Source organism: Pseudomonas sp. RIT-562 (assembly GCF_026241895.1).
In the GTDB taxonomy this organism is placed as follows: Bacteria; Pseudomonadota; Gammaproteobacteria; order Pseudomonadales; family Pseudomonadaceae; genus Aquipseudomonas; species Aquipseudomonas mandelii_F.
In genome coordinates this window covers 152,758-174,369 of the sequence record NZ_JAPJIV010000004.1, presented here as the reverse complement: position 1 = coordinate 174,369, position 21,612 = coordinate 152,758, and the positions used below count along the sequence as shown (strand labels likewise).

Annotated in this window: 20 protein-coding genes; 8 read left to right on the top strand and 12 right to left on the bottom strand. The window is 60.1% G+C overall.

What is annotated here, in order from left to right; all coding sequences use genetic code 11:
- Positions 1 to 21: 21 nt before the first annotated feature.
- From yedA to ORL50_RS07770, 4 genes are all read right to left on the bottom strand, one after another.
- A complete protein-coding gene (yedA, locus tag ORL50_RS07785; RefSeq protein WP_266011837.1) occupies positions 22 to 948 on the bottom strand; it encodes a drug/metabolite exporter YedA in 927 nt (308 codons plus the stop codon).
- Between the two features lie 124 nt (positions 949 to 1,072).
- Positions 1,073 to 1,684 (bottom strand): 3'-5' exonuclease, encoded by a 612-nt coding sequence (locus ORL50_RS07780; protein WP_266011835.1) that lies wholly within the window; start codon positions 1,682 to 1,684, stop codon positions 1,073 to 1,075.
- A gap of 22 nt (positions 1,685 to 1,706) precedes the next feature.
- The gene (locus ORL50_RS07775) at positions 1,707 to 2,186 is read right to left on the bottom strand and encodes a LabA-like NYN domain-containing protein (RefSeq protein WP_007946629.1); all 480 of its coding nucleotides are present in this window, start codon (positions 2,184 to 2,186) and stop codon (positions 1,707 to 1,709) included.
- Between the two features lie 159 nt (positions 2,187 to 2,345).
- Positions 2,346 to 3,086, bottom strand: coding sequence for a DUF2076 domain-containing protein (locus ORL50_RS07770; RefSeq protein WP_266012551.1), 741 nt, complete (start codon positions 3,084 to 3,086; stop codon positions 2,346 to 2,348).
- 177 nt (positions 3,087 to 3,263) lie between these two features.
- Between ORL50_RS07770 and ORL50_RS07765 the strand changes: the two genes are divergently transcribed.
- A complete protein-coding gene (locus ORL50_RS07765) occupies positions 3,264 to 3,941 on the top strand; it encodes a YciC family protein (RefSeq protein ID WP_266011827.1) in 678 nt (225 codons plus the stop codon).
- Between the two features lie 114 nt (positions 3,942 to 4,055).
- Entirely contained in the window at positions 4,056 to 5,132 is a 1,077-nt protein-coding gene (locus ORL50_RS07760; RefSeq protein WP_266011825.1) for an endonuclease/exonuclease/phosphatase family protein, read from the top strand.
- Here ORL50_RS07760 and ORL50_RS07755 read toward each other — a convergent pair.
- The 5 genes from ORL50_RS07755 to ORL50_RS07735 all read right to left on the bottom strand — a co-directional run bounded on the left by ORL50_RS07755 (position 5,129) and on the right by ORL50_RS07735 (position 11,017).
- Positions 5,129 to 5,962 carry an ABC transporter ATP-binding protein gene (locus tag ORL50_RS07755; RefSeq protein ID WP_266011823.1) on the bottom strand — a complete coding sequence of 278 codons (834 nt, stop codon included), beginning with the start codon at positions 5,960 to 5,962 and terminating at the stop codon, positions 5,129 to 5,131. The genes ORL50_RS07760 and ORL50_RS07755 overlap by 4 nt on opposite strands.
- On the bottom strand, positions 5,950 to 6,753 hold the full coding sequence (locus ORL50_RS07750) for an ABC transporter permease (protein ID WP_266011821.1): 804 nt from the start codon (positions 6,751 to 6,753) through the stop codon (positions 5,950 to 5,952). Before ORL50_RS07750 ends, ORL50_RS07755 begins: the two co-directional genes overlap by 13 nt.
- Before the next feature lie 9 nt (positions 6,754 to 6,762).
- The gene (locus ORL50_RS07745; protein WP_266011819.1) at positions 6,763 to 7,749 is read right to left on the bottom strand and encodes an ABC transporter substrate-binding protein; all 987 of its coding nucleotides are present in this window, start codon (positions 7,747 to 7,749) and stop codon (positions 6,763 to 6,765) included.
- A 372-nt stretch (positions 7,750 to 8,121) separates the two neighbouring features.
- On the bottom strand, positions 8,122 to 9,492 hold the full coding sequence (locus tag ORL50_RS07740; RefSeq protein ID WP_266011817.1) for an aspartate aminotransferase family protein: 1,371 nt from the start codon (positions 9,490 to 9,492) through the stop codon (positions 8,122 to 8,124).
- Positions 9,493 to 9,523: 31 nt separating this feature from the next.
- A complete protein-coding gene (locus tag ORL50_RS07735) occupies positions 9,524 to 11,017 on the bottom strand; it encodes an aldehyde dehydrogenase (RefSeq protein WP_266012548.1) in 1,494 nt (497 codons plus the stop codon).
- 226 nt (positions 11,018 to 11,243) lie between these two features.
- On the opposite strand from ORL50_RS07735, the gene ORL50_RS07730 reads away from it, so the two are divergent.
- Positions 11,244 to 12,161, top strand: coding sequence for a LysR substrate-binding domain-containing protein (locus tag ORL50_RS07730; RefSeq protein WP_266011815.1), 918 nt, complete (start codon positions 11,244 to 11,246; stop codon positions 12,159 to 12,161).
- Positions 12,162 to 12,170: 9 nt separating this feature from the next.
- On the opposite strand, the gene ORL50_RS07725 is transcribed toward ORL50_RS07730, so the two are convergent.
- Positions 12,171 to 13,055, bottom strand: a complete 885-nt coding sequence (locus ORL50_RS07725) for a LysR family transcriptional regulator (RefSeq protein WP_266011813.1) — start codon at positions 13,053 to 13,055, stop codon at positions 12,171 to 12,173.
- 166 nt (positions 13,056 to 13,221) lie between these two features.
- Between ORL50_RS07725 and ORL50_RS07720 the strand changes: the two genes are divergently transcribed.
- The 3 genes from ORL50_RS07720 to ORL50_RS07710 all read left to right on the top strand — a co-directional run bounded on the left by ORL50_RS07720 (position 13,222) and on the right by ORL50_RS07710 (position 16,478).
- Entirely contained in the window at positions 13,222 to 14,577 is a 1,356-nt protein-coding gene (locus ORL50_RS07720) for an MFS transporter (RefSeq protein ID WP_266011811.1), read from the top strand.
- A gap of 15 nt (positions 14,578 to 14,592) precedes the next feature.
- Complete coding sequence (locus tag ORL50_RS07715) at positions 14,593 to 15,048, top strand: type II 3-dehydroquinate dehydratase (protein WP_266011809.1); 456 nt, start codon at positions 14,593 to 14,595, stop codon at positions 15,046 to 15,048.
- 134 nt (positions 15,049 to 15,182) lie between these two features.
- Positions 15,183 to 16,478: an OprD family porin gene (locus tag ORL50_RS07710; RefSeq protein WP_266011807.1), complete on the top strand. Its 1,296-nt coding sequence runs from the start codon at positions 15,183 to 15,185 to the stop codon at positions 16,476 to 16,478.
- 82 nt (positions 16,479 to 16,560) lie between these two features.
- Here ORL50_RS07710 and hrpB read toward each other — a convergent pair whose 3' ends face one another.
- Positions 16,561 to 19,083 carry an ATP-dependent helicase HrpB gene (gene hrpB, locus ORL50_RS07705; protein WP_266011805.1) on the bottom strand — a complete coding sequence of 841 codons (2,523 nt, stop codon included), beginning with the start codon at positions 19,081 to 19,083 and terminating at the stop codon, positions 16,561 to 16,563.
- A 110-nt stretch (positions 19,084 to 19,193) separates the two neighbouring features.
- On the opposite strand from hrpB, the gene ORL50_RS07700 reads away from it, so the two are divergent.
- Together ORL50_RS07700 and ORL50_RS07695 are read left to right on the top strand one after the other, a co-directional pair.
- Complete coding sequence (locus tag ORL50_RS07700) at positions 19,194 to 19,613, top strand: polyribonucleotide nucleotidyltransferase (protein WP_266011802.1); 420 nt, start codon at positions 19,194 to 19,196, stop codon at positions 19,611 to 19,613.
- Between the two features lie 26 nt (positions 19,614 to 19,639).
- Positions 19,640 to 20,545: a cation diffusion facilitator family transporter gene (locus tag ORL50_RS07695; protein ID WP_266011799.1), complete on the top strand. Its 906-nt coding sequence runs from the start codon at positions 19,640 to 19,642 to the stop codon at positions 20,543 to 20,545.
- Here ORL50_RS07695 and ORL50_RS07690 read toward each other — a convergent pair.
- A complete protein-coding gene (locus ORL50_RS07690) occupies positions 20,530 to 21,483 on the bottom strand; it encodes a DUF6515 family protein (RefSeq protein ID WP_266011797.1) in 954 nt (317 codons plus the stop codon). The two genes, ORL50_RS07695 and ORL50_RS07690, sit on opposite strands and share 16 nt — an antisense overlap.
- Positions 21,484 to 21,612 lie beyond the last annotated feature (129 nt).

Here is a 21,612-nt window from a genome sequence, read left to right as displayed (position 1 = left end):
TGCAATGCCGCGCAGTTTACCCTAATTCACTCGGGATTCTTTCGGCGCCGCTACAGAGGCTTTAACCGGCGCGCGCCGCCACTGCGGCAAGCCAATCAAGACCACCGCACTGATAATGACAGCCATCGCCAGCGCCTCTTCAATTCCGATGGTCTCGCCAACAAACACGATCCCCAGCAGCACCGCGACTGCCGGGTTGACGTAGGCGTAACTGGTGGCGGCGGCCGGACGGACATTTTTCAACAGATACATGTAGGCGTTGAAAGCGATGATCGAGCCAAAGAAGGTCAGGTAGGCCAATGCCGCCCAGCCTTCGATTGGCGGCATGCTGTCGAGGTGTTCACCGCTGATTGCACTGCCGATCAATAGCGCCACTCCGCCGACGAGCATTTCCACGGCGCTGGCCATCGCCCCCTGAGGCAATGGCAGATGCTTGCTCCACACCGAGCCAAAGGCCCAGGCCGCCGCCGCGAAGATCAGCAAGGCAGCGCCCAGCGGGCTCGATTGCAGGTTGGAGCCCAGATTCAACATGGCGATGCCGATCAGCCCGAGCACGATCCCGGCCCACTCGAGACGAGTGTTGCGCGCGCCCCAGAAATACCCACACAGCAAGGTAAACAACGGCACCGTCGCCACCGCCAGGGCCGCCACGCCGGAGGCGACTCCGGTGTGCTCGGCGACACTGACTGCGCCATTACCGCAGGTCAGTAGCAAAATCCCGATGATCCCCGCGGCTTTCCATTGCGCCCAGGTCGGGGCCGGCGCCCCGCGCCAGCGCAGGAACGCGTACATCAGCGTGCCGGCAATGACAAAGCGAATCCCCGCCAGCAGAAGCGGCGGCCAGTATTCCACGCCGATGCGAATCACCAGGTAAGTCGAGCCCCAGATCACGTACAGCGCGAAAAAGGCGGCGATTAACGGCAGAGGAAAGCGACGTGGGCCAGGCATGGGAAGCTCGCGGGCAGGACAGAAGAACAGCCATTCTAGAAAGGCGAACAGGTAAAAATAAGTTACAAAAGCGGATTTTACCGCCGGTACACTTTCGAAATGCACAGGGAAATCCGCAGTGTTTTTAGAACCCGCGATGACGCTTGAGGTGCTCGTTGATCTTCGCCGCCGGCACTTTCTGCAAGCTCACCAGCAAATCATGGGACAACTCCCGCAAACCATGCTTTTGCCGCAGTTCCTGGGCCAGGTGCGCTGTCAGGTTGGCGGCCATCTCGGCGTCGGCCATGGCGCGGTGAGCCTGGCCGGTGTGCGGAAGTTGGGCGAAAGTGGTGAGCGTACCGAGTTTATGATTGGGCGCCGCAGGCATCAGGCGCCGAGCCAGCAACAGCGAGCAGGCGAAGTTCTGCAGACGGGTGCGCTTGATGCGTCCCAGTTCGAAGTCCCAGAACTTCTGGTCGAACGCGGCGTTGTGCGCCAGCAAGGGGGTGATGCCGACGAACTCGTTGACCTCGTTCATGACCTTTTCCGCTGGCGGCGCCGTGCGCAACATGGCGTTGCTGATGCCAGTCAGTTGTTCGATGAAGGGCGGCACTCGCACACCGGCGTTCATCAGGCTCTGGTAACGCTCGACGATGCGCCCCTGCTCAAGGATCACCACGGCGATTTCCGTGGCCCGGCAGCTGCTGCTTGGGGAGATCCCGGTGGTTTCAAAGTCGATGACTGCTATGCGTTCCAAACCTGGTTCAACTCCGTAAAGATCAATTCTTGAGCAGCAACGCGCCTTCAATCGGCACGTAGCGGCTGGCGGCGCGGATCAGCGAATTGGCGGTCAGCCCCGGTACGCCATAAGCCACCGCTTGCACGCCATGCTTGCTGATGATGCGCTCCAGCAACATATCGAAGTCACCGTCACCGGACGCCAGCACCACTTCATCGACGTGATCGGCAGCGTCCATGATGTCCAGCGTGATGCCCACGTCCCAGTCACCCTTGGCCGAGCCGTCGCTGCGCTGGATGTAAGGCTTGAGCTTCACCGTGAAGCCCAGGTTGCGCAGAATCTGCTGAAACTGCTGCTGCTTGCTGTCGCCACGATCGATGGCGTAGGCATAGGCTTCGACGATCTCGCCCTGCTTGCTGATATCAGCCCACAACGCGGCGTAGTTGAAGTGGCAACCATAGGCCTGACGCACGGTGTAGTAGAGGTTCTGGACATCGGCGAACACTGCGATTTTTTTCACCGGGCATCCTCGTTCGCGCACAAAGGCGCGGGCTGGATCGGGCAGCAGGCCCGAAAAGTGGCCCAGTATGCCAGCCTGCAGGCGTAATCCGCGAATAATCGGCCATGTGGCGGGAGCAGGCTCGCAATCCCGCGCGAGCCAGCTCCCTTGCCACCGAGGTCAGACGAAAGAGTCGTCGTCGCCGAAGAACGACGAGCTGTCGTCACTGTAGTCGGCGTCAGAGAAGCCGCCCTGGTCGTTATTGTCTGCCACGCGCTGGTCTTCACCCCAGCCATTGCCACTATCGCCCTGGTCGTTGACCTGAGCCGGTTCTTCCTTGATCACTTCCACCACTTCAGGCTGCTGGTTGTGGTTGAACAGGCTGCTGATACCCTGCGCCAGCATCACGCCGCCGGCCACACCCGCCGCTGTTTTCAGGGCTCCACCGAGGAAACTGTTGCCAGCAGGTTGCTGTGCGCCAAAATTCTGTTGGGGCGGTGCCGCACCAAAGTTCTGCCGCGACGGTTGCGCATTGAAGGACGGCCTGGCCGGTTCGCGCCAACCGCCACCACTGGTGGCAGGTGCCGATTGGGTCGGCTGCGGATCACGGGGAGCGCCGCCAAAGATGCTCGACAAAAAGCCACCGCTGGCCGGCGCCGAAGTCTGTGCCTTGGCCGACTGCAGTTCAGCCTGCAATTGCTGCACCTGCTGGGCCAGGTCCTTGTTCTGCTGGTCGAGGCTCTTGATCGCTGCCTCCTGGACCAGAATCGACTGGGTCATGTAATAGCCCGCCGCAGGCTGGCGCACCAGGTGTTCCTTGATCCGCGCCTCAGCCTGGGCGTCACGCGGGGCCGATTGCGCTTCGGCCTGTTGCAGCCGGGAAAACAGGCCATCGATCAGGGTTTGTTCTTCGCTGTTCATGGCGACCTCGTAGATTGCCGGGGATTTCATCGTCCTCATCCGCAGCGGATGGGGTCCTGACCGTAATGGAGGCTGATGCAGGATGTTTCAATGCCCTTTACCGAACGTTTACGTTTGCGCCGCCCAGGGCATCATCGGTTAAAGTGGGCGACTGCTTTCGACCTGCGATACCGACTGATGAATTCCTTCGATGTGCTGCGTGACTCTCTGTATTTCTTCAAGCGTAATCTGGGCCAGATCGTGCAGCTGTGCCTGCCGTTGGTGATTTTCGAGGCGCTGCTGCAGCAAGTGGTCGACCACTCCACCGAGCCGGACAGTTTCCCTGGCATCAGCGTAATCGTCGGCCTGTTGATCTACCCGCTGTACACCGCCGCCCTGATCCTGTTTCTCGACGCACGCAGTCGCGGTGAATCACCGCGCACCCGCGACCTGCTGGCAATGGCCGCAACCTTGTGGCCGCGTTTTGCGCTGCTGACTGCACTAAACACCTTGTTGATCCTGCTTGGCCTGTCGCTGTATTTCCTGCCGGGTATCTGGCTGATGGTGACCCTGGCGTTCGGCGAGTACCTGTTGGTGCTGCGCGGCCTGGCACCGCTGGCCGCCATGAAGGAAAGCCTGCGCCTGACCCGCGGCCATTTCCTGCGCATTCTGGTGTGCATCCTGTGTGTGATGGGGCCCTTGTGGATTCTCAAGGGCGCGACCCTGGCGGTCTATCCCGAGCCGCAAAACCCGGTGATTTCATTGCTGATCGACAGCGCCCACAGTTTTCTGCAACTGTTCACCAGCGTGGTGCTGTTCCGGTTGTTCATGTTGATCGCCGATGTGCCGGAAAAAATCGACGGGCCCTCTGCTTGACACCCCGCCTCCTACATTGGGCGGGGCGACAGTAATTGAAGGACAGCCTTGGGATTACGTCCTGCGCTCGGTTATGCTCGGGTGCATCTCTTGTAACGCGATAACAGTCGAGCCATGACCCGTCTACTGCGCTACACCCTGCTGGGCCTGCTGCTGTTGATCGGCCTGGTCGCCCTGATCTACAACCTGACCTGGCGCCCCGATGCCAAGGAAGTGTTGCCGGTCAGCTGCAACACCCAGGCCCCCACGCTGGTGCCGGGGCAGGCGCTGAAGGTGATGACCTGGAACGTTCAGTACCTGGCGGGCAAACGCTATGTGTTCTGGGACGACCTGGCCCAGGGTGAAGACGAGAGTCCGACCCCGGAAGACATGGCGTTCAGCCTCGATGAGGTGGCACGGGTGATCCGCGACGAGCTGCCGGATGTCGTGTTGTTGCAAGAGCTGGATGACGGCGCCAAAGCCAGCGATTACCAGAACCAGCTCAAACTCCTTCAGGAACGGCTTGCCGATTTGTACCCCTGCAGCGCCCACGCCTTCGACTGGAAAGCCGAGTTTGTGCCCGATGCGCATATCTTCGGCAGCGTCGGCCGCCAACTCGCGACCCTGAGCCGCTACCAGATCAAGCACGCCGAGCGCCTGCAACTGCCGCTCCCGCCGGCCAATTTCATCAGCCGCCAGTTCAAGCCGAAAAACGCCTTGCTGGTGAGTTATCTGCCGCTCAGCGACGGCGGTCAGATCGCCGTGCTCAACACTCACCTGGACCGCGCCACCCAGCCCGACGAAACCTTGCAGAATCAGGTCACCGCCGTCGGCAAGGTGCTCGACCGTTACGAAGGCCGCGGCACGCCGTGGCTGATCGGCGGTGATTTCAACCTGCTGCCCCTGGGTCAATTCCAGCGCCTGCCCAATGAACAACGCAGCCCCTACTCCGCCGACAGCGCCCTGCACCTGCTGTGGGACAAGTACCCGATGATCCCTACCAACAATGAAGCCAGCGGGGCCGACCGGGCACTCTGGTTGACGCACTACCCGAATGACCCGGGCCTGAACGGGCCGGATCGCACAGTCGATTACCTGTTCTATAGCCCGCGGATCAAACGCGTGGAGGCGATGGTGCGGCAGGACGATACGTTGCGCATCTCCGACCATTTGCCGGTGATTGCACGGTTCCTGTTGCCAGCCGCGCCTTAACCCTCCTCCAGATCGTCATGCAACAACCCGAAAATCTCGCGCTTCATCTCGATGAATGACCGCTCCATCACCATGTCCAGGTGCCGTGGCCGCTCGATTGGCACATCCAGAATCTGCTTGATCCGCCCCGGTCGAGCGCCCATCACGTAGACCCGGTCACCCAACAGAATCGCCTCATCAATATCGTGCGTGACAAACAGCACGGTCTTTTTACTGTTACCCCAGACCCGCAACAACAGCTGCTGCATCTGCAGGCGAGTCTGGCTGTCGAGGGCGCCGAAGGGTTCGTCCATCAGCAGGATTTGCGGGTCATTGGCCAGTGCCCGGGCAATCGCTACCCGTTGCATCATGCCGCCGGAAAGCTGCTTGGCGTAGTTGTCGGCAAAGCCGGCCAGGCCGACTTCATTGACGTAGTGATCAACGATTTCCTTGCGTTGCGCCGCCGCCATGCCCCGGCGCTTGAGACCGAATTCGACGTTCTGTCGCACGGTCAGCCACGGGAATAACGTGTAGCTCTGGAACACCATCCCGCGATCCGCACCAGGCCCCTGGACCTGTTGACCGCCAACGTAGATCTCGCCTTCAGTGGGCTCATTCAGGCCGGCCGTGAGGTACAACAGGCTCGACTTGCCACAACCTGAAGGCCCCACCAGTACGGCAAACTGTTGGTCCGGGACTTCAAAGGACACCTTGTCCAGGGCGGTAAATACCCCGCCATCAGGCTTCTGGTACCGCAGGCTGACCTGGTCGACCTGCAGGCGCGGCGCGGCATGTGCCGGGGTGGAATGGGGCATTGCCAGGCGCGGATTGACTGCGGTTACTGAGCCCATGCGGTGATCCTCAGGCGAAGGAAGCGAAACAGTTGATCGGTTATCAGGCCCAGCAGGCCGATGATCGCGATGGCCAGGAAGATCACGTCGACCTGGAACCCGCGCATGGCCTTGAGGCTCAGGTAGCCCAGGCCACTGGATGCCGCGACCAGCTCAGCCACTACCAGGTAAGTCCAGGCCCAGCCCATGGTCACGCGCAGGGTGTCGAGCACGCCTGGCAACGACGCCGGGGCGATCACGTGCAGTACCGCATCACGACGATTTGAACCCAGGGTGTAGGACGCGTTGATCAGGTCTTTGGAGATGCCTTTGGAGACGTCCGCAATCATCACCAGCTGCTGGAAGAACACCCCGAAGATGATCACCGACACCCGCTGCTCCAGGCCGATACCGATCCACAGGATGAACAGCGGCACGAACGAGGTCACTGGCAGGTAGCGAATGAAGTTGACCATTGGCTCGAGGAACGCCTGGACGATCCGGAAGCTGCCCATCAACAAGCCGAGCGGCACGGCCACCAGCGAGGAAATGACGAAGCCGACCATGACTACTTCCAAGCTGGCCCAGACATGCAGGCCCAAGGTGCCGTCGCGGCCCAGGCGCACGGCGGCCTCGACCACCGCACCCGGCGTCGGCAGGAACATTCCCGGCACCACGCCACCGTAGGACAAGCCGGCCCACAGGCCGACCAGCAACAGCCACGCCAGGCCGCTGGCGCTCCAGATCAGCGGCACCGGCAGGCCGGTCTTGGGCGTGATGCAGCGGCTCAGCCATGAATTGCGCTTCAACATGGCAACCTCCTAGAGCGGGGTGACGAAGCGATTGTCGACCAGGTCGTCATTGCTGACGTTGTAGGGTTTGCCCTGCAGTTCGCTGGCCGTCTCGTTGGCGAGCTTGATCAGCGGCGCGCTGTCGCCCGGCTTGCCCAGGGTGCCGAGCAGTTTTTCGCTCATGGCCTGGTCGTAGAAGCGCACACCTTGCGCAGCGGCGGCCAATTCCTTGGGGTCGGCCAGGTAACCGCCAAGTCCTTTGGCCATGATCTTGTAGGCTTCTTCCGGATGATCCTTGGTGTACTGCACGGCTTTGTATAACCCGGCGACCAGTGCCTTGACGTCTTCGGGTTGCTTTTCGATCACCGAGCAGTTGAGCGCCACTACGTCGACGATGACGCCTGGGGTACTGCTGCTGTCGATCAGAACCTTGCCCTGCTGCTTGTCACGCACCATCGACAGGTGCGGTTCCCAGGTCACGGCGGCGGGTACGCGCCCGGCAATGAATGCGGTGGCAGCGTCATCGGCGGTCATGTTTTGCACGGTGATGTCGCTCATGCTCATGCCGTGTTTTTTCAGCAGGTAGGACAGCCAGAACTGCGACGTCGAACCTTCGTTCACCGCCACTGCCTGGCCTTTGAGCTCCTGCAGGCTCTTGACGTCCTTGCCCACCAGCACGCCATCACCGCCATGACTGTCATCCAGGGCGGCAACCGCCTTGAAGCAGAATTGCGGGCGGTACTTGAGTACTTCGTCGATGGTCGAAGCCGAGCCGGACAACTCTCCGGAGGCCTGCGCGGCCATGTACATCGAGGCTTCCTCGACGACGGGCAATTCGACCGTCAGGCCATTTTCCTTGAAGTAGCCCAGGTCCCGGGCCAGATAGAGCGTGCCGTAACCCACCCAGGTGGTGTGACCGATGGACAGCGTTCCGGCCTGGGCGCCGGTAGCGACCGTTGCAGCGATGGCAGTGATTGCCAGGGGCTGGGCGAGATGTGTAAGCAAGGACTTGATCATGGAGCACTCCCAAAGCTGTTGATTTAGTTTTGTGATGGGCAGTACGTCGAAGCGGTGCAGCGCGGGGCTCTGTCGGCCCTTCACCGTTCAGCTGAATGGCGAGGTCGATGTTGGCCCAAGGTGGGGATAAGGAAAATCAGCAAATATGTGGGTGGGAGCGAAGAAAAAACTGGGTAGCGCGCACTGTTGGGGAGCGGTGTTGGCGGAGGTGTTCGAGATGGGTGCAAAGCTAGACGGGTGTTGGTGGGCAGCCGCCATCGCGAGCAAGCTTTGCTCCCACAGAATTGGTGCTGGTCATTCAAAATGTGGCCAACACAACTCTGTGGGAGCAAAGCTTGCTCGCGATAAGGTCCGCAGGACCTTCAGGAATTATCAGAGCACGCCGTATTCCTGCGCCGTGCGATCGACGGCTTTCAGGGTTTTGCCCACCAGCTCATCCACCTCTTCGCGACTGGCAATCAACGCCGGCGCCATGATCATCCGGCCCAGTGTCGAGCGAATGATCACGCCCTCCTCAAAGCCAATCGTGCGGCAACGCCAAGCAATGTCGTTCTCGTTGGCAAAGCGCTTGCGACTGCTCTTGTCCTCGGCCAGTTGCAACGCCGCCACCATACCCACACCCTGGATATCCCCCACCAGCGGATGATTGCCGAACACCTCGCGCAAACACTGTTGCAGGTACGGGCCGATGTCGTCCTTGACCCGCGCCACCACTCCCTCATCGCGCAGCGCCTTGAGGTTGGCGATCGCCACAGCGGCCGCCACCGGGTGCCCGGAATAAGTCAGGCCGTGGGCAAACACTCCGCCCTGCTCCACCAGCACCTGGGCCATTTTTTTCGACAGGATCAAACCGCCCATGGGGATGTAACCCGAGGTCAAACCCTTGGCGATCGACAGCGTGTCCGGCTGAAAGCCGAAGTGCTCGTGGGCGAACCATTCGCCAGTGCGGCCGAAGCCACCGATTACTTCGTCCGCACACAAAAGTACGTCGTACTTGCGGCAGATCCGCTGAATCTCTGGCCAGTAGCTTTCTGGTGGGAAGATCATTCCGCCCGCGCCTTGGAACGGTTCGGCGATAAAGCCCGCGACCTTATCCGCCCCGAGTTGAAGGATCTTCGCTTCCAGTTGCTGCGCCGCTCGCAGGCCGAATTCCGCCGGGGTCAGGTTGCCTTCGTGGGCGAAGAAATACGGTTCATCGATGTGCTCGATGTCCGGCAGCATGCCGCCCATTTCGTGCATGAATTTCATCCCGCCCAGCGCCGTCGCCGCCAGGGTAGAACCGTGATAGCCGTTCCAGCGGCCGATCATGATTTTCTTCTCGGGTTTGCCGAGCACCTGCCAGTAACGGCGCACGGTGCGGATCAGCACCTCGTTGGCTTCGGAGCCGGAGTTGGTGTAGATCGCATGGCTGTAGTGCCCGGGCAGAAGGCTGAACAGCAACTCGGACAGTTCGATCACCTGCGGGTGGGTGGTGTGGAAGAACATGTTGTAGTACGGCAATTGCTCAAGCTGACGGGATGCGGCGGCTGCCAGGTCTTTGCGTCCATACCCGAGGTTGGTGCACCACAATCCGGACATGCCATCGAGGTAACGCCGACCGTCGTTGTCCCACAGATGCAGGCGTTCGCCACGGACCATCACCCGCGGGCCTTCGTCGTTCAGCGCCTTCTGGTCAACGAATGCGTGAATGTGGTGCGCAGCGTCGGCGGCCTGGTAGTCGCGGGTTTCACGTGGGGTGGTCATCGCCAGTTCTCCGTTTTCTTATGAGCGGCTGTTATGAGCGCAGTTGAAACCAGGTGGTCTTCAACTGGGTGTATTTATCGAATGAGTGCAGCGACAGGTCACGGCCGAATCCGGATTGTTTGCCGCCACCGAAAGGCACGCTCACGTCCAGTGCATCCACGCAGTTGACCGACACCGTGCCCGCGCGCAATTTACGCGCCACGCGGTGGGCGCGGTTGAGGTCGTCGGTCCATAGCGAGGCTGCCAGGCCGTAGACGCTGTCGTTGGCCAGTTGCAAGGCGTGTGCCTCATCGTCGAATGCGCTGACCGCCAGCACCGGGCCGAACACTTCATCACGAAACAGCGCCATGTCCGGGCTGACGTTGGTGAAAATCGTCGGCTGGATGAAGTTGTCGCTGCCGTTGAACATCGACTGGCGGCCACCACAGACCCTGGTCGCGCCCTGGCGCCCGGCCTGCTCGATGAACTGCATGATGCGCGCGGTCTGCCGGCTGTCGACAATGGCCCCGGCGGCGCTCGACGGGTCCAGCGGATCGCCTGGTAGCCAGTGCTCTGCCTGGATCTTCAGGCGCTCGACGAACTCGTCATGGATCGAACGTTGTACCAGCAGCCGCGAGTTGGCAGAGCACACTTCGCCCTGGTTGAAGAAGATCCCGAAGGCGGCCTTTTCGGCAGCCAGGTCAAGGTCCTGGCAGTCGGCGAACACCAGGTTCGCGCTTTTCCCGCCGCATTCCAGCCACACCTGCTTGAGGTTCGATTGCGCGGAATACTGCATGAAATATTTGCCGACTTGCGTAGAGCCGGTAAACACCAGGCAATCGACATCCGGGTGCAAACCCAGGGCTTTACCGGTCTGCTCACCGAGGCCCGGCAGCACATTCAACACGCCTGCGGGGAGGCCGGCTTCCAGCGCGAGCTCGGCCAGACGCAACGCGGAAAACGGCGATTGTTCGGCGGGTTTGAGGATCAGCGAATTGCCTGCGGCCAGGGCCGGCGCAAGTTTCCACGCCGCCATGTCCAGCGGGAAGTTCCACGGCACCACGGCAGCGACTACGCCCAAGGCTTCGCGAGTGATGGTCGCCAATACGTTTTGCGCACCTGGGGCGACCTGGTCGTAAAGCTTGTCGAGGCTTTCGGCGTACCAGCGGAACACCCCGGCCGCGCCCGGCACATCAATGTTGTAGGCGTCCATCACCGGTTTGCCCATGTTCAGCGAATCCAGCAGCGCCAGTTCTTCGCGATGGGTCATGAGCAGATCGGCCAGGCGCAGCAGCACTTGCTTGCGTTCCTGGGGCGAACGCCCCGACCAGGTTCCAGCCTCGAAGGTGTGCCGTGCATTTCGCACCGCCGCATCCACATCCGCTGTGCCGCACGCGGCTACGTCGGCCAGATGCTCGCCAGTGGCGGGATTGATCGCGGCGAAGGTCTGGCCCGACTGCGCCGAACAGCGTTTGCCGTCGATCAGCGCCTGGTGGGGAAACGCCAGTGCGGCGGCTTTTTTTTGCCAATCTGCAAGCTCGAACACGTTCAGATGCTCCATGGGCTTTTCTTGTGCTTTGGATGTTGGCCCAGGCCCGTGTCGAGGAAAAATAGTAAAAATGTCTTCGCAGACCATGAAAAAACTGGGCAGCCCGTCTCCCCGGTCGCGCGCTATGTGGTTATTGTTCAGGCACAACAACACCGTCGTCAGAACGGAAGCAGTCGGCGCAAAAATTGCCTGGATGTCTAGCTCATCCAATTCGAGGTTTGCCGTGGCTGCGTACAATTTGCGTCAACTGAAATACTTCATCACTACCGTCGAATGCGGCAGCGTCGCCGAAGCTTCACGCAAGCTGTACATCGCCCAGCCGGCCATTTCCACGGCGATCAAAGGGCTGGAAGACAGCTTCGGCGTGCAGCTGCTGATTCGTCATCACGCCCAGGGCGTGTCGTTGACGCCCAGCGGTGCGCGTTTTTATCGCAAAGCCCAAGAGCTGCTGCGCATGGCCAAGGAGTTCGAACAGAACGCCTTGGCCGATAACGACGTGGTGGCCGGGCAGATCGATATCGGCTGCTTTGAAACCGTCGCACCGCTGTATCTGCCGCAGCTGATAGCCGGCTTCTCGGCGCTGTATCCAGGGGTGAAAATTCGCATTCGCGACGGCGAGCAACAGGAGCTGGTGCAGGGCCTGACCTCGGGTGCTTTCGACCTGGCGATCCTGTACGAACACGACCTCGACGCGACCATCCAGACCGAACCGCTGATGCCGGCGCAACGGCCCTATGCATTGCTACCCGAGGATCATCGCTTCGCCCGACTCAAGCAGGTGTCACTGCGCGACCTGTGCCTGGAGCCGATGATCCTGCTGGACGTGCAGCCCAGCCGGACTTACTTCGTCAGCCTGTTTGAAGAGCTCGGCCTGACGCCACACATCGCTTTCAGCTCTCCATCGATCGAGATGGTGCGGGGCATGGTCGGTCAAGGATTCGGCTTCTCGATCCTGGTGACCCGGCCGCATTCGGAATGCACTTATGACGGCAAGAAGGTGGTGTGCGTGGACATCGTCGAGGACGTGACCGGGTCCGGGCTGGTGGCGGCGTGGTTGAAGCGCGGGCAGCTGACCAAGCCGGCGCAGTTGTTTGCCGATTATTGCCGTGAGCAACTCACCGGTAATGCCCACCCCGTGTAGGAGTGGGCTTCAACCCCAACCGTGAGCCTCTTCAATAAAGTGAAGCACCGCACTGGAACGTTCATCAATGCGCGAAATCAGCGAAAGCTCACTGACCATTTCCGGCTGAGCCAACGGGATTATCCGCACACCTGGCATCATCAATCGGGTCATCGTTTCCGGCACGATACTTAAGCCAATGCCTGCTGCGACCAGTCCCGGGATGCTCATCAACGACGGCACATACATGATGTTATCGGGATGCAGTTGATTCTGTCGGCAGGCCTGAAGTGTGTGCGAGGTCAAGCCGATACCAGCACTGTCCTGCAAAAAGACGAACTTCTCGTGCCGCAGGCTAGCCAATTCCCCGGTAAAGCGTTCTGCCAGTTCATGGTTGTCTGGCATGAGCAGGACGAGATTCGACTGACTGAAATGATGGGTGCGTAAGCGGTCAGGAAGGTGATCCTTGAACACCCTTGCAAATGCTAGATCCAGCTTGTGATCGAGCAACATTTCAAACTGCGCACGAATACCCGCATCGACCAGCGATACTTTGACTTCGGGAAAAGTACTGAAGTAGTGCCGCAGCAATTGCGGCAAATTGGCCTCGAACAATGCCGAGTGGTAGCCGATGTTGATTTCGCCGACTTCGCCCCTCCTGGCACGCCGCGCAGCCGCAATCGCCAGTTCGCTAGACTCAATGGATTGCCTGGCGTGGGGCAGAAACGCCAAGCCGGCAGCGGTCAATGCCACGCCACGGTTTTCGCGCCTGAACAGTGCCAGGCCTAACTCTGATTCAAGGGTTCGCATCAATTGACTGAGCGCGGGTTGCGCAATGCCCAGCTGCTCGGCGGCCTTGCTGAAGTGCTGGAGATCGGCCGCAACGACAAAGGCCTTCAGATGCCGCAGTTCCATAAGGCGTACTCATAAGGTTGGCTTATGCATTTGTGCAAATTTCGATAATTATTCTGCAAGCAGGATGCGCTAACGTCTACCTACTTCGACACGTCCTGCCAGTGGCCTTGCCCTGAACGGAAACGTGTGAGTACCCATAACCATAAAAACAACGACGAGCACCTCAATGAGCACAATCAGTCACGAGACTCATGATTCGCGCATGCCTCGCAAAGCGGTGACTGCCGCGACTATTGGCACCGCGCTGGAATGGTTTGACTTCACGCTGTATGGCGCGATTTCAGCAACCATTTTGCCTAAGCTGTTTTTCCCGGCGATGGAGCCAACAGCCGGCCTGCTGGCCTCGCTTGCAACCTTCGGAGTTGGTCTGGCCGCTCGCCCATTGGGCGCGATTACCTGTGGTTACCTCGGCGACAAACTGGGCCGGCGCAACCTGATGCTGGCCACCGTGACCCTGATGGGTCTGGCGTCGGTACTGATGGGCTTGTTGCCAACTTATGGTCAGATCGGCGTCTGGGCACCGATACTTCTGGTGCTGCTGCGGATCGTTCAAGGCTTCGCGCTGGGCGGTGAGTCCACCGGCGCCCAACTGATGGCATTGGAACACGCCGCCCCTGATCGCCGTGGGCGCTACTCGGGGATGCTGGGCCTGTGCTCCCCGCTCAGCCAGATACTGGCCAACGGCGTGCTGATGGGGTTGGCAGCCACATTATCCAGTGAGCAGTTTGAAAGTTTTGGCTGGCGAATCCCCTTCCTCCTCAGTTTCATACTGGTGGTGGTCGGGATCTTCATCCGCCTGAAAGTCGATGAAACCCCAGCTTTCGTTGCCTTGAAAAAGACCCCGATCAAGCAGGAAAAAAGCCCACTCAAGTCCGCGGTCGGCAGCCACTACAAGACCATCCTTCGCTTGATGCTGTTCTTCTGCTCGCCGGCTGCGCTGTTCTATCTGATCGTGATCTTTTCCCTCAGCTACCTGACCAAGCACCTGGGCTTTAGCCAGCAGACGGGTTTCATGTCGCTGATGGTGGCAAACGTCTGCGCGATTTTCGGTGCGTTGGCCGGTGGTTACCTGGCGGATCGCTGGGGCCGCAAAAAAGCGCTGGCTCTGGGTTCGTGCATGACCTTGCTGATCCTGTTCGTGTATTTCCCGATCCTCAACACGCTGAACGTGCCCGCCATCATGGCAATCATGGGGTTGTTCCTGGGCTTCACCCAATTCCAGAGCGGCATCCAACCAGTGGCATTCGCCGAGGCGTTCCCAACTCAGGTTCGTTACTCGGGTTCCGCACTGGCCTACACCGGCGCCAACCTGGTGATTGGCGGCCCGATGCCAATGATCGCGGTCTATCTGATGGCCCAGTCGAACAACTCGCCGTGGCCTCTGGTGACGCTGTGCGCGGTGATCAATCTGATCTCGCTGGCGATGATCGTCATCGGCCCGGAAACCCGAGGTATTGACCTGAATACCGTCGCCGCACAAGACACCGTTGATACCACTTCCACCGCCATACTCTCCAAATAACGCAGCAGGACGACCATGAACCGCACTGTCTTCATCCTCAACGGCCCTAATTTGAACCTGCTGGGTCGTCGAGAGCCGCACATTTATGGCCACACCACGCTCGATCAGATTCGCCAGACCAGTGAAAGGCTGGCCAGTGAACTTGATCTGGTATGCGACTTTCGTCAGACCAACCACGAAGGCGTGATGGTCGACTGGATTCAGGAGGTTTTTGAACAAGGCGCCGCACTGATCATCAACCCGGCCGGCTTTTCGTTTCACTCGATTCCGGTACTTGATGCCCTGAAGCTAGTGACCACACCGCTGATCGAACTACACCTGTCGAACATCCACGCCCGGGATGAATTACATCGTCACTCGATCATGTCCGGCGTGGTCAACTCCGTGATTTGCGGCATGGGGGCCGACGGTTATCCCCTGGCTATCAGGGCCATTGATGACCTGCTGCGCCGCAAGGCCATGGGCAACTAACGCATCTCCTCGCTTACCTCTGATACGGCGGTCTCTTTGGCAGATTGTTGCCCTGGCCGCCTGCGCCTGCCATTCAGGTGCTGACCGCATAAGTGCATGCAAAAAAAACAATAATCCACTGCGAGAACACCTCCATGTACCCCACTCTTTTTCACTGCAACGTGCCCGTACGCCGCTCCCTGATAAGCCTGGCCCTGGCACTCGGTGCGGGACAGATCGCCGCTGTCCAGGCCGATGAAAACAGCGGTTTTATCGAGGGCGCCAGCGCCACGCTGAACCTGCGCAATGCTTACATCAACCGCAATTTCGTCAACCCCGCCTACCCCAGCAGCGCCGCGCCTCAGGGTAAGGCTGAAGAGTGGACGCAAAACTTCATCCTTGACGCCCGCTCCGGGTTTACCCCAGGAGTCGTAGGGTTTGGTGTTGATGTGCTGGGGCTTTATTCACAGAAACTCGACGGTGGCAAAGGCACGGGCGGCACTCAGCTTTTGCCTATCCATGATGACGGGCGTCCGGCCGACAATTTCGGACGGCTTGGCGTTGCCGCCAAGGCCAAGGTGTCGAAAACGGTGGTCAAGGTGGGCGAGTGGGTCAGCACACTTCCAATCTTGCGCTCGGATGACGGCCGCTCGTTGCCGCAGACTTTCCGTGGTGCACAGATCACCTCTCAGGAGATCAACGGGCTGACGCTGTACGGCGGCCAGATCAGACAAAATAGCCCGCGCAACGATGCCAGCATGGAAGACATGTCCATGAACGGCAAAGCCGCCTTCACTTCCGACCGCTTCAATTTCGGCGGCGGTGAATACAGCTTCAACGACAAGCGCACCACCGTCGGGCTCTGGTATGACGAGCTCAAGGACATCTACCAGCAGCAATACTTCAGCCTCAACCACAGTCAACCGGTGGGTGACTGGCTACTGGGGGCCAACATGGGCTTTTTCACCGGCAAGGAAGACGGTGCCGCCCTCGCTGGCGATATGGACAACAAGACCGCTTTCGGCCTGTTCTCGGCCAAATTGGGCGGCAATACCTTTTATGTGGGCTTGCAGAAGCTGACCGGAGACACCGCCTGGATGCGGGTCAACGGGGCCAGTGGCGGCACCCTGGCCAATGACAGCTACAACTCCAGTTTCGACAACGCGCAAGAACGCTCCTGGCAGGTTCGGCATGACTTCAATTTCGTAGCCGTGGGTGTGCCGGGTCTCACAATGATGAACCGCTACATCAGTGGCGATAACGTCCACTCGGGGGCAGTTACCGACGGCAAGGAATGGGGTCGTGAGTCGGAGCTGGCCTATGTAGTGCAGTCAGGGGCCTTGAAAAACCTGAGCGTCAAATGGCGAAACTCGAGCATCCGCAAGAACTTCAGTACCAATGAGTTTGACGAAAACCGGTTGTTCATCAGCTACCCGATATCGTTGTTGTAGTTTTATCCAGCTGAGCCAACTGCGCTCATCAGGGCCCGGCCTTGCGAAGCCAAGGTCGGGCCGGCAATCGGTAAATGGTCAGCTATGTGCCTCTCGGTTTGGCTCGTGCGGTAGCTTGCGCGATCAAAGGGTCGTCAGGCCAAAAATGTTTGGGGTATCTGCCTTTAAGGTCTTTCTTGACCTCGTCATACGTCGATTTCCAGAAGTTTGCTAAATCCTGGGTGACTTGCACAGGACGGCGTGCTGGCGATAACAAATGGAGCTTGAGTACCTGCCGTCCGTTGGCAATTCGCGGTGTGTCTGCAAGGCCGAACAACTCTTGGAGTCTCACAGCCAATACGGGAGGCCGCTCGCTGTAGTCGATTCGAATATTCGATCCGGAGGGCACGGAGATCGTCTGAGGCGCCTGCGCTTCCAGTTGCTGCGGCAAAGGCCAGGGTAAAAGAGTGCGCAGAATTGATGAAAGATCGATCTGCCCAAAGTGGCTGAGCCTGGTTACCTTCGTGATGTAGGGGGCAAGCCACTCCCCTAGAGATTCCACAAGCACCTGGTCACGAAGGTCTGGCCAATCACTTGTACTCCCCTTCTCCAAATCCAGATCCCGCAAAAGCGCTACACGCGCTTGCCACTGGCGCAACTCTGGAGTCCAAGGCAAGAGTTCAATGCCCTTGCGTCGGATGTAATTGATCAACGCCTGGACGCGAGCCTCTTCATCAAGGTTTGCCAGAGGGGCAGAGGACAGCACCAACTCCCCGACCTTCAACTGCCGCTCCGCTCGAAGCACACCTCCCCGCTCATCCCAATCCAGCTCATCCACCTGGCGGACTTGCTCCTTGAGCACGGAGTTGAACAGCTGCTCGTCGAAGTCCGCCGCCAAATAAATACGCTCTTCACGTTGGCCCTGGCGACTACCGAGATCAGCGATCACCAACCATGAATGCTTCATCAGCACATCGCTTTCGGTAAACATGGCCGCACGGCCATTGGCGAGACGGTACTCAGCACCACCAGGGCGACGTTGTTGAGCGACACGGTCGGGGTATGCCAGGGCCAAAAGAGCTCCCACCCACCGTGGGTGCTCAGGATCAGTCACCGGATTGGCAATGGGGTCGCGCAAATAAGAACGGTATTGCTTGGCAAGCTGCCTGGCACGTTGCGCACCGCCTTGCCCGGAGCGCTCGGCACGCTGCTCTCCAGAGACGATTGCAAGGCGACTGTGGATATCCGCACCGGCGCCACGCTGGATATCACGTTCCCCCAGTAGAGCGGCGATATCGCATGCAAGATGTCCAAGGCCGAAAGCATGACCTCGCAGAAGCAGATGGGCTATGCGCGGATGCGCAGGCAATTGCGCCATATCTTGCCCATGCTTCGTGAGCTTCCAATCCTGACCCAGAGCCCCCAAGCGAACTAGAAGGTCACAAGCTTGGGAGTAGGCAGCGGCAGGCGGGACATCCAACCATTTGAGATCAGTGGGCTGCACGCCCCACCTGCACAGCTGCAGAGCTAATCCAGCAAGGTCGGCCTGCTGTACCTCTGGAGTAGCGTAGCCTGGCAATTGATCGTGCTGGGACTCTGACCACAGGCGATAACAAACACCAGGCTCGAGGCGACCCGCACGCCCCGCTCGTTGAGTCGCGCTCGCTTTCGATATCCGCTGTGTGTCCAATCTGGTCATCCCGCTGCGCGGATCAAACCTGGGCACACGCTCGAGTCCCGAGTCGATTACTACTCGAACACCTTCGATAGTCACGCTGGTCTCAGCGATGTTGGTAGCCAGCACTACCTTTCGCTTTCCTGCGGGAGGTGGGTTGATCGCAGCGCGTTGTGCACTCAGCTCGAGCTCCCCATGCAAAGGGCATAACAGAACGTCTTCTCGATCACCCAAGCGATCTTTCAGCGACTGATGTACTCGTCGTATTTCGGCCTGCCCAGGGAGAAACACCAAGAGACTGCCACCTTGGTCTTCCAGGGCATCCAGGCATGTCGACACCACGCGCTGATCAAGATAATCGCCCGATTGATACGCAGCTCCCCAGATCGTCGTGACCGGGTACATACGGCCTTCGCTGGTGACAATGGGGGCATCGTCGAGCAATCGAGAGAGCCGCTCTCCCTCCAGCGTTGCGGACATCAGCAATACTTTAAGAGAGACATCGTCTCGTAGCATCTCGCGACCATTGAGCGTCAGCGCCAAGGCCAAATCCGCATCCAGATTGCGAAGATGGAATTCATCGAAGATGACCAGGCCCACGCCTTCGAGGGAGGGATCAGCCTGCAGCCGTCGAGTGAGGATGCCCTCGGTCACGACTTCGATGCGGGTGTTGGGGCCAACCTTGCTGTCCAGGCGAATCCGATACCCCACGGTTTCCCCGACCTTCTCGCCCAACTCACTGGCCAGGCGCTCCGCCGCCGCTCGCGCAGCCAGACGCCGGGGTTCGAGCATCAGGATGGTCTGCCCGGCCAGCCACGGCTCGTTGAGCAAGGCCAGCGGCACGCGAGTCGTCTTGCCCGCACCGGGCGGTGCTTCGAGCACGGCTTCATGGCGTGCAGCCAGGGCTTCACGCAGGGCGGGTAAAACTTCATCGATCGGTAAAGAAATCATGCTGGCTCCCAAACAGAGGCGCGAGTATAACGGCGAACTGCCTGGCGTTTATCACGGTCCTAATTCATACCGACGACGCTTCGTTTTCCAGATGACTCAAGGAGATTCATATGCGTGCTCCCTTTCGCCTGATTGGTGGTGTTCTCGTGGCAACCCTGCTGACCCAAGTGACCGCCTGCGGATCGATTTTCTACCCGGATCGCCGTGGCCAGATCGACGGCAAGATCGACCCGGCCATCGCCGTACTCGATGCCGTTGGCCTGCTGTTCTATATCGTCCCGGGGCTGATCGCCTTCGCCGTGGACTTCGCCACCGGCGCGATCTACTTCGAACCGGGCAAGACCGCCCAGGTGGCTCCAGAAAAACTCCAGGAAGCCGTTGGCCCGGACGGTAAGGTCGATAACCGCAAGTTGCAGACCATCCTCGAAACCGAGCTGGGGCGCAGCTTCCCGCTGGACGATCCACGTCTGATCCAGCACAAGGGCAGCGCTCAGCAGCTGGCGATGTTCGGCCTGCAACCCGCTGCATAACCCCACTGGAAGGAACCGCCACACTTATGATTTCAAGCGCCGAACATGCCCGCCTGCTGCGGTTGGCAACCCGTGCCTCGGTGGCGGTGGCCTGTACCCTGATCGTCGCCAAGGCCATCGCCTGGTGGTTGAGCGGCTCGGTCAGCATGCTCGCCGGGCTCACCGACTCGGCACTGGACGGCGTCACTTCGCTGCTCAATCTGCTAGCGGTCCATTACGCCCTGCGCCCGGCCGATGACGATCACCGCTACGGCCATGGCAAGGCCGAGTCATTGGCCGGCATGGCCCAGGCGTTGTTCATTGGCGGCAGTGCGGTGCTGATCGCCTTGCAGGCGTTTGATCGGCTGCAACATCCCGAGCCAATAGGCGCTCCCTGGATCAGCATCGGGGTGATCCTGTTCTCGCTAGTGCTGACCCTGGCGCTGCTGGTGCTCCAGCACCGAGTGGTCAAGGCCACCGGCTCCAACGCGGTGCGCGCCGACTCCCTGCACTATCGCTCGGACTTGCTGCTGAACGGCAGCATCCTGATCGCGCTGGTGCTGGCCGGGTTCGGCTGGCATCAACTGGATGCGTGGTTCGGCCTGGGCATCGCGGTGTACATCCTGTGGAGCGCAATCCAGATTGCCCGGGAGAGTTTTACCGTGCTGATGGATGAAGAGCTGCCACTGGATGTCAGCCAGCACATGCTTGAACTGGCCTGCGGCGTGCCCGGCGTGCTGGGTGCGCATGACTTGCGCACCCGGGTCTCGGGCAACCAGTGGTTTGTGCAGTTACACCTGGAGTTGCCCGGCGACTTGAGCCTGTCCGTGGCCCATGCCATCAGCGATCAAGCCGCGGATGCGATCCACGCAGCGTATCCGCGCGCCGAAGTGCTGGTGCACGCCGACCCGCAGGAAGTGGTGCAAGCGGCCCGGGCTCAGAATTTGACCTGATAACCGCGGCTGCCGAGACAGTTGCCCTGGGCCTGACGGTAGATTTGCACCACCGACGGGTCCGGCTGGTAGGTGTCGGCACGCGGATCAAAACCACTCTGCTCGACCGCATATCGATAGCAGTCGTAGCCGTCCTGATTGACCTGCTGCGGCGACTGGCCGTTTGCCGGATAGGCTTCCACGTCATAGCCGTTGCTGGCCGACTGCGGCAGCGGTTGTCCCGGCGGCTCGACCACTACGTAGTCGCGGGTGCTTTCCTGATAGGCGTAGTACGAGCCGGCCGCCAGGAACAGCAGCGAACCGCCGATCCACACTTCCTGTGCGTATTCCGGCAGATAGCCCACACGAATCCCGCGTGGTGGCTGCACCACCACATAACGGGGCCCCTGCGGCCGGTACCAGTAGCCGCCAGAATAGAAATAGTCGCGGCCCCCGTATGGCACGCGGTAATCACGCTCCGGGAAGCGGTCGATCACGTGCCCTGGGCGATACTGCGGCCCCGGCCCCCAACCATTGCCATGACCCGGCGGACGACCGGGCCAGCGATTGTCATAACGCTGGTCATCGGGACGTGAACCCGGCCCGCCGACCTGCCACTGCGGGTTGCCATTGTTGCGCCGTGGCACATCCTGGTAATAACCGCGCTGCGGTTCCTGGGTCTGGCGCACGCTGTCGGGCCGACCCTGGATCGGCAAGTCGTTGGCTGGTAGCTGGGGTGGTGGGGGCGGCGGACGCACCGGGCTGTTGTAATCCGGCGGCGGGCGCCCCTGGCTGTTTCGATCCGGCCCGTTACGATCTGGTCCATTGCGATCCTGGCCATTGCGATCTGGCCCATTGCGATTCTGCCCGTTGTGCTGCGGTTCATCCGCCAGCGCTTGGGAGGTGACACTGATGCATAACAAACCAACACCGGCCAAATGCCAGATGCGCGACTTCATGCTTTTCCTCACAGGTGCTCGGGGCTTGTACGTAAGACTGGGAAAGCACAGGCCGGTTCTGCAACAGGTTATCAGTCGCACGGTATTTTTCGCAGGCGATAAAAAAGGGAGACCCGTCGGCCTCCCTTT

Coding starts and splice junctions, on each gene's coding strand:
- ORL50_RS07765 (WP_266011827.1), top strand. CDS start 3,264: ATGAATTCCTTCGATGTGCTGCGTGACTCTCTGTATTTCTTCAAGCGT.
- hrpB (WP_266011805.1), bottom strand. CDS start 19,083: ATGATTTCTTTACCGATCGATGAAGTTTTACCCGCCCTGCGTGAAGCC.
- ORL50_RS07700 (WP_266011802.1), top strand. CDS start 19,194: ATGCGTGCTCCCTTTCGCCTGATTGGTGGTGTTCTCGTGGCAACCCTG.
- ORL50_RS07745 (WP_266011819.1), bottom strand. CDS start 7,749: ATGATCAAGTCCTTGCTTACACATCTCGCCCAGCCCCTGGCAATCACT.
- ORL50_RS07770 (WP_266012551.1), bottom strand. CDS start 3,086: ATGAACAGCGAAGAACAAACCCTGATCGATGGCCTGTTTTCCCGGCTG.
- ORL50_RS07760 (WP_266011825.1), top strand. CDS start 4,056: ATGACCCGTCTACTGCGCTACACCCTGCTGGGCCTGCTGCTGTTGATC.
- ORL50_RS07740 (WP_266011817.1), bottom strand. CDS start 9,492: ATGACCACCCCACGTGAAACCCGCGACTACCAGGCCGCCGACGCTGCG.
- ORL50_RS07750 (WP_266011821.1), bottom strand. CDS start 6,753: ATGTTGAAGCGCAATTCATGGCTGAGCCGCTGCATCACGCCCAAGACC.
- yedA (WP_266011837.1), bottom strand. CDS start 948: ATGCCTGGCCCACGTCGCTTTCCTCTGCCGTTAATCGCCGCCTTTTTC.
- ORL50_RS07715 (WP_266011809.1), top strand. CDS start 14,593: ATGAACCGCACTGTCTTCATCCTCAACGGCCCTAATTTGAACCTGCTG.
- ORL50_RS07690 (WP_266011797.1), bottom strand. CDS start 21,483: ATGAAGTCGCGCATCTGGCATTTGGCCGGTGTTGGTTTGTTATGCATC.
- ORL50_RS07755 (WP_266011823.1), bottom strand. CDS start 5,962: ATGGGCTCAGTAACCGCAGTCAATCCGCGCCTGGCAATGCCCCATTCC.
- ORL50_RS07710 (WP_266011807.1), top strand. CDS start 15,183: ATGTACCCCACTCTTTTTCACTGCAACGTGCCCGTACGCCGCTCCCTG.
- ORL50_RS07720 (WP_266011811.1), top strand. CDS start 13,222: ATGAGCACAATCAGTCACGAGACTCATGATTCGCGCATGCCTCGCAAA.
- ORL50_RS07695 (WP_266011799.1), top strand. CDS start 19,640: ATGATTTCAAGCGCCGAACATGCCCGCCTGCTGCGGTTGGCAACCCGT.
- ORL50_RS07725 (WP_266011813.1), bottom strand. CDS start 13,055: ATGGAACTGCGGCATCTGAAGGCCTTTGTCGTTGCGGCCGATCTCCAG.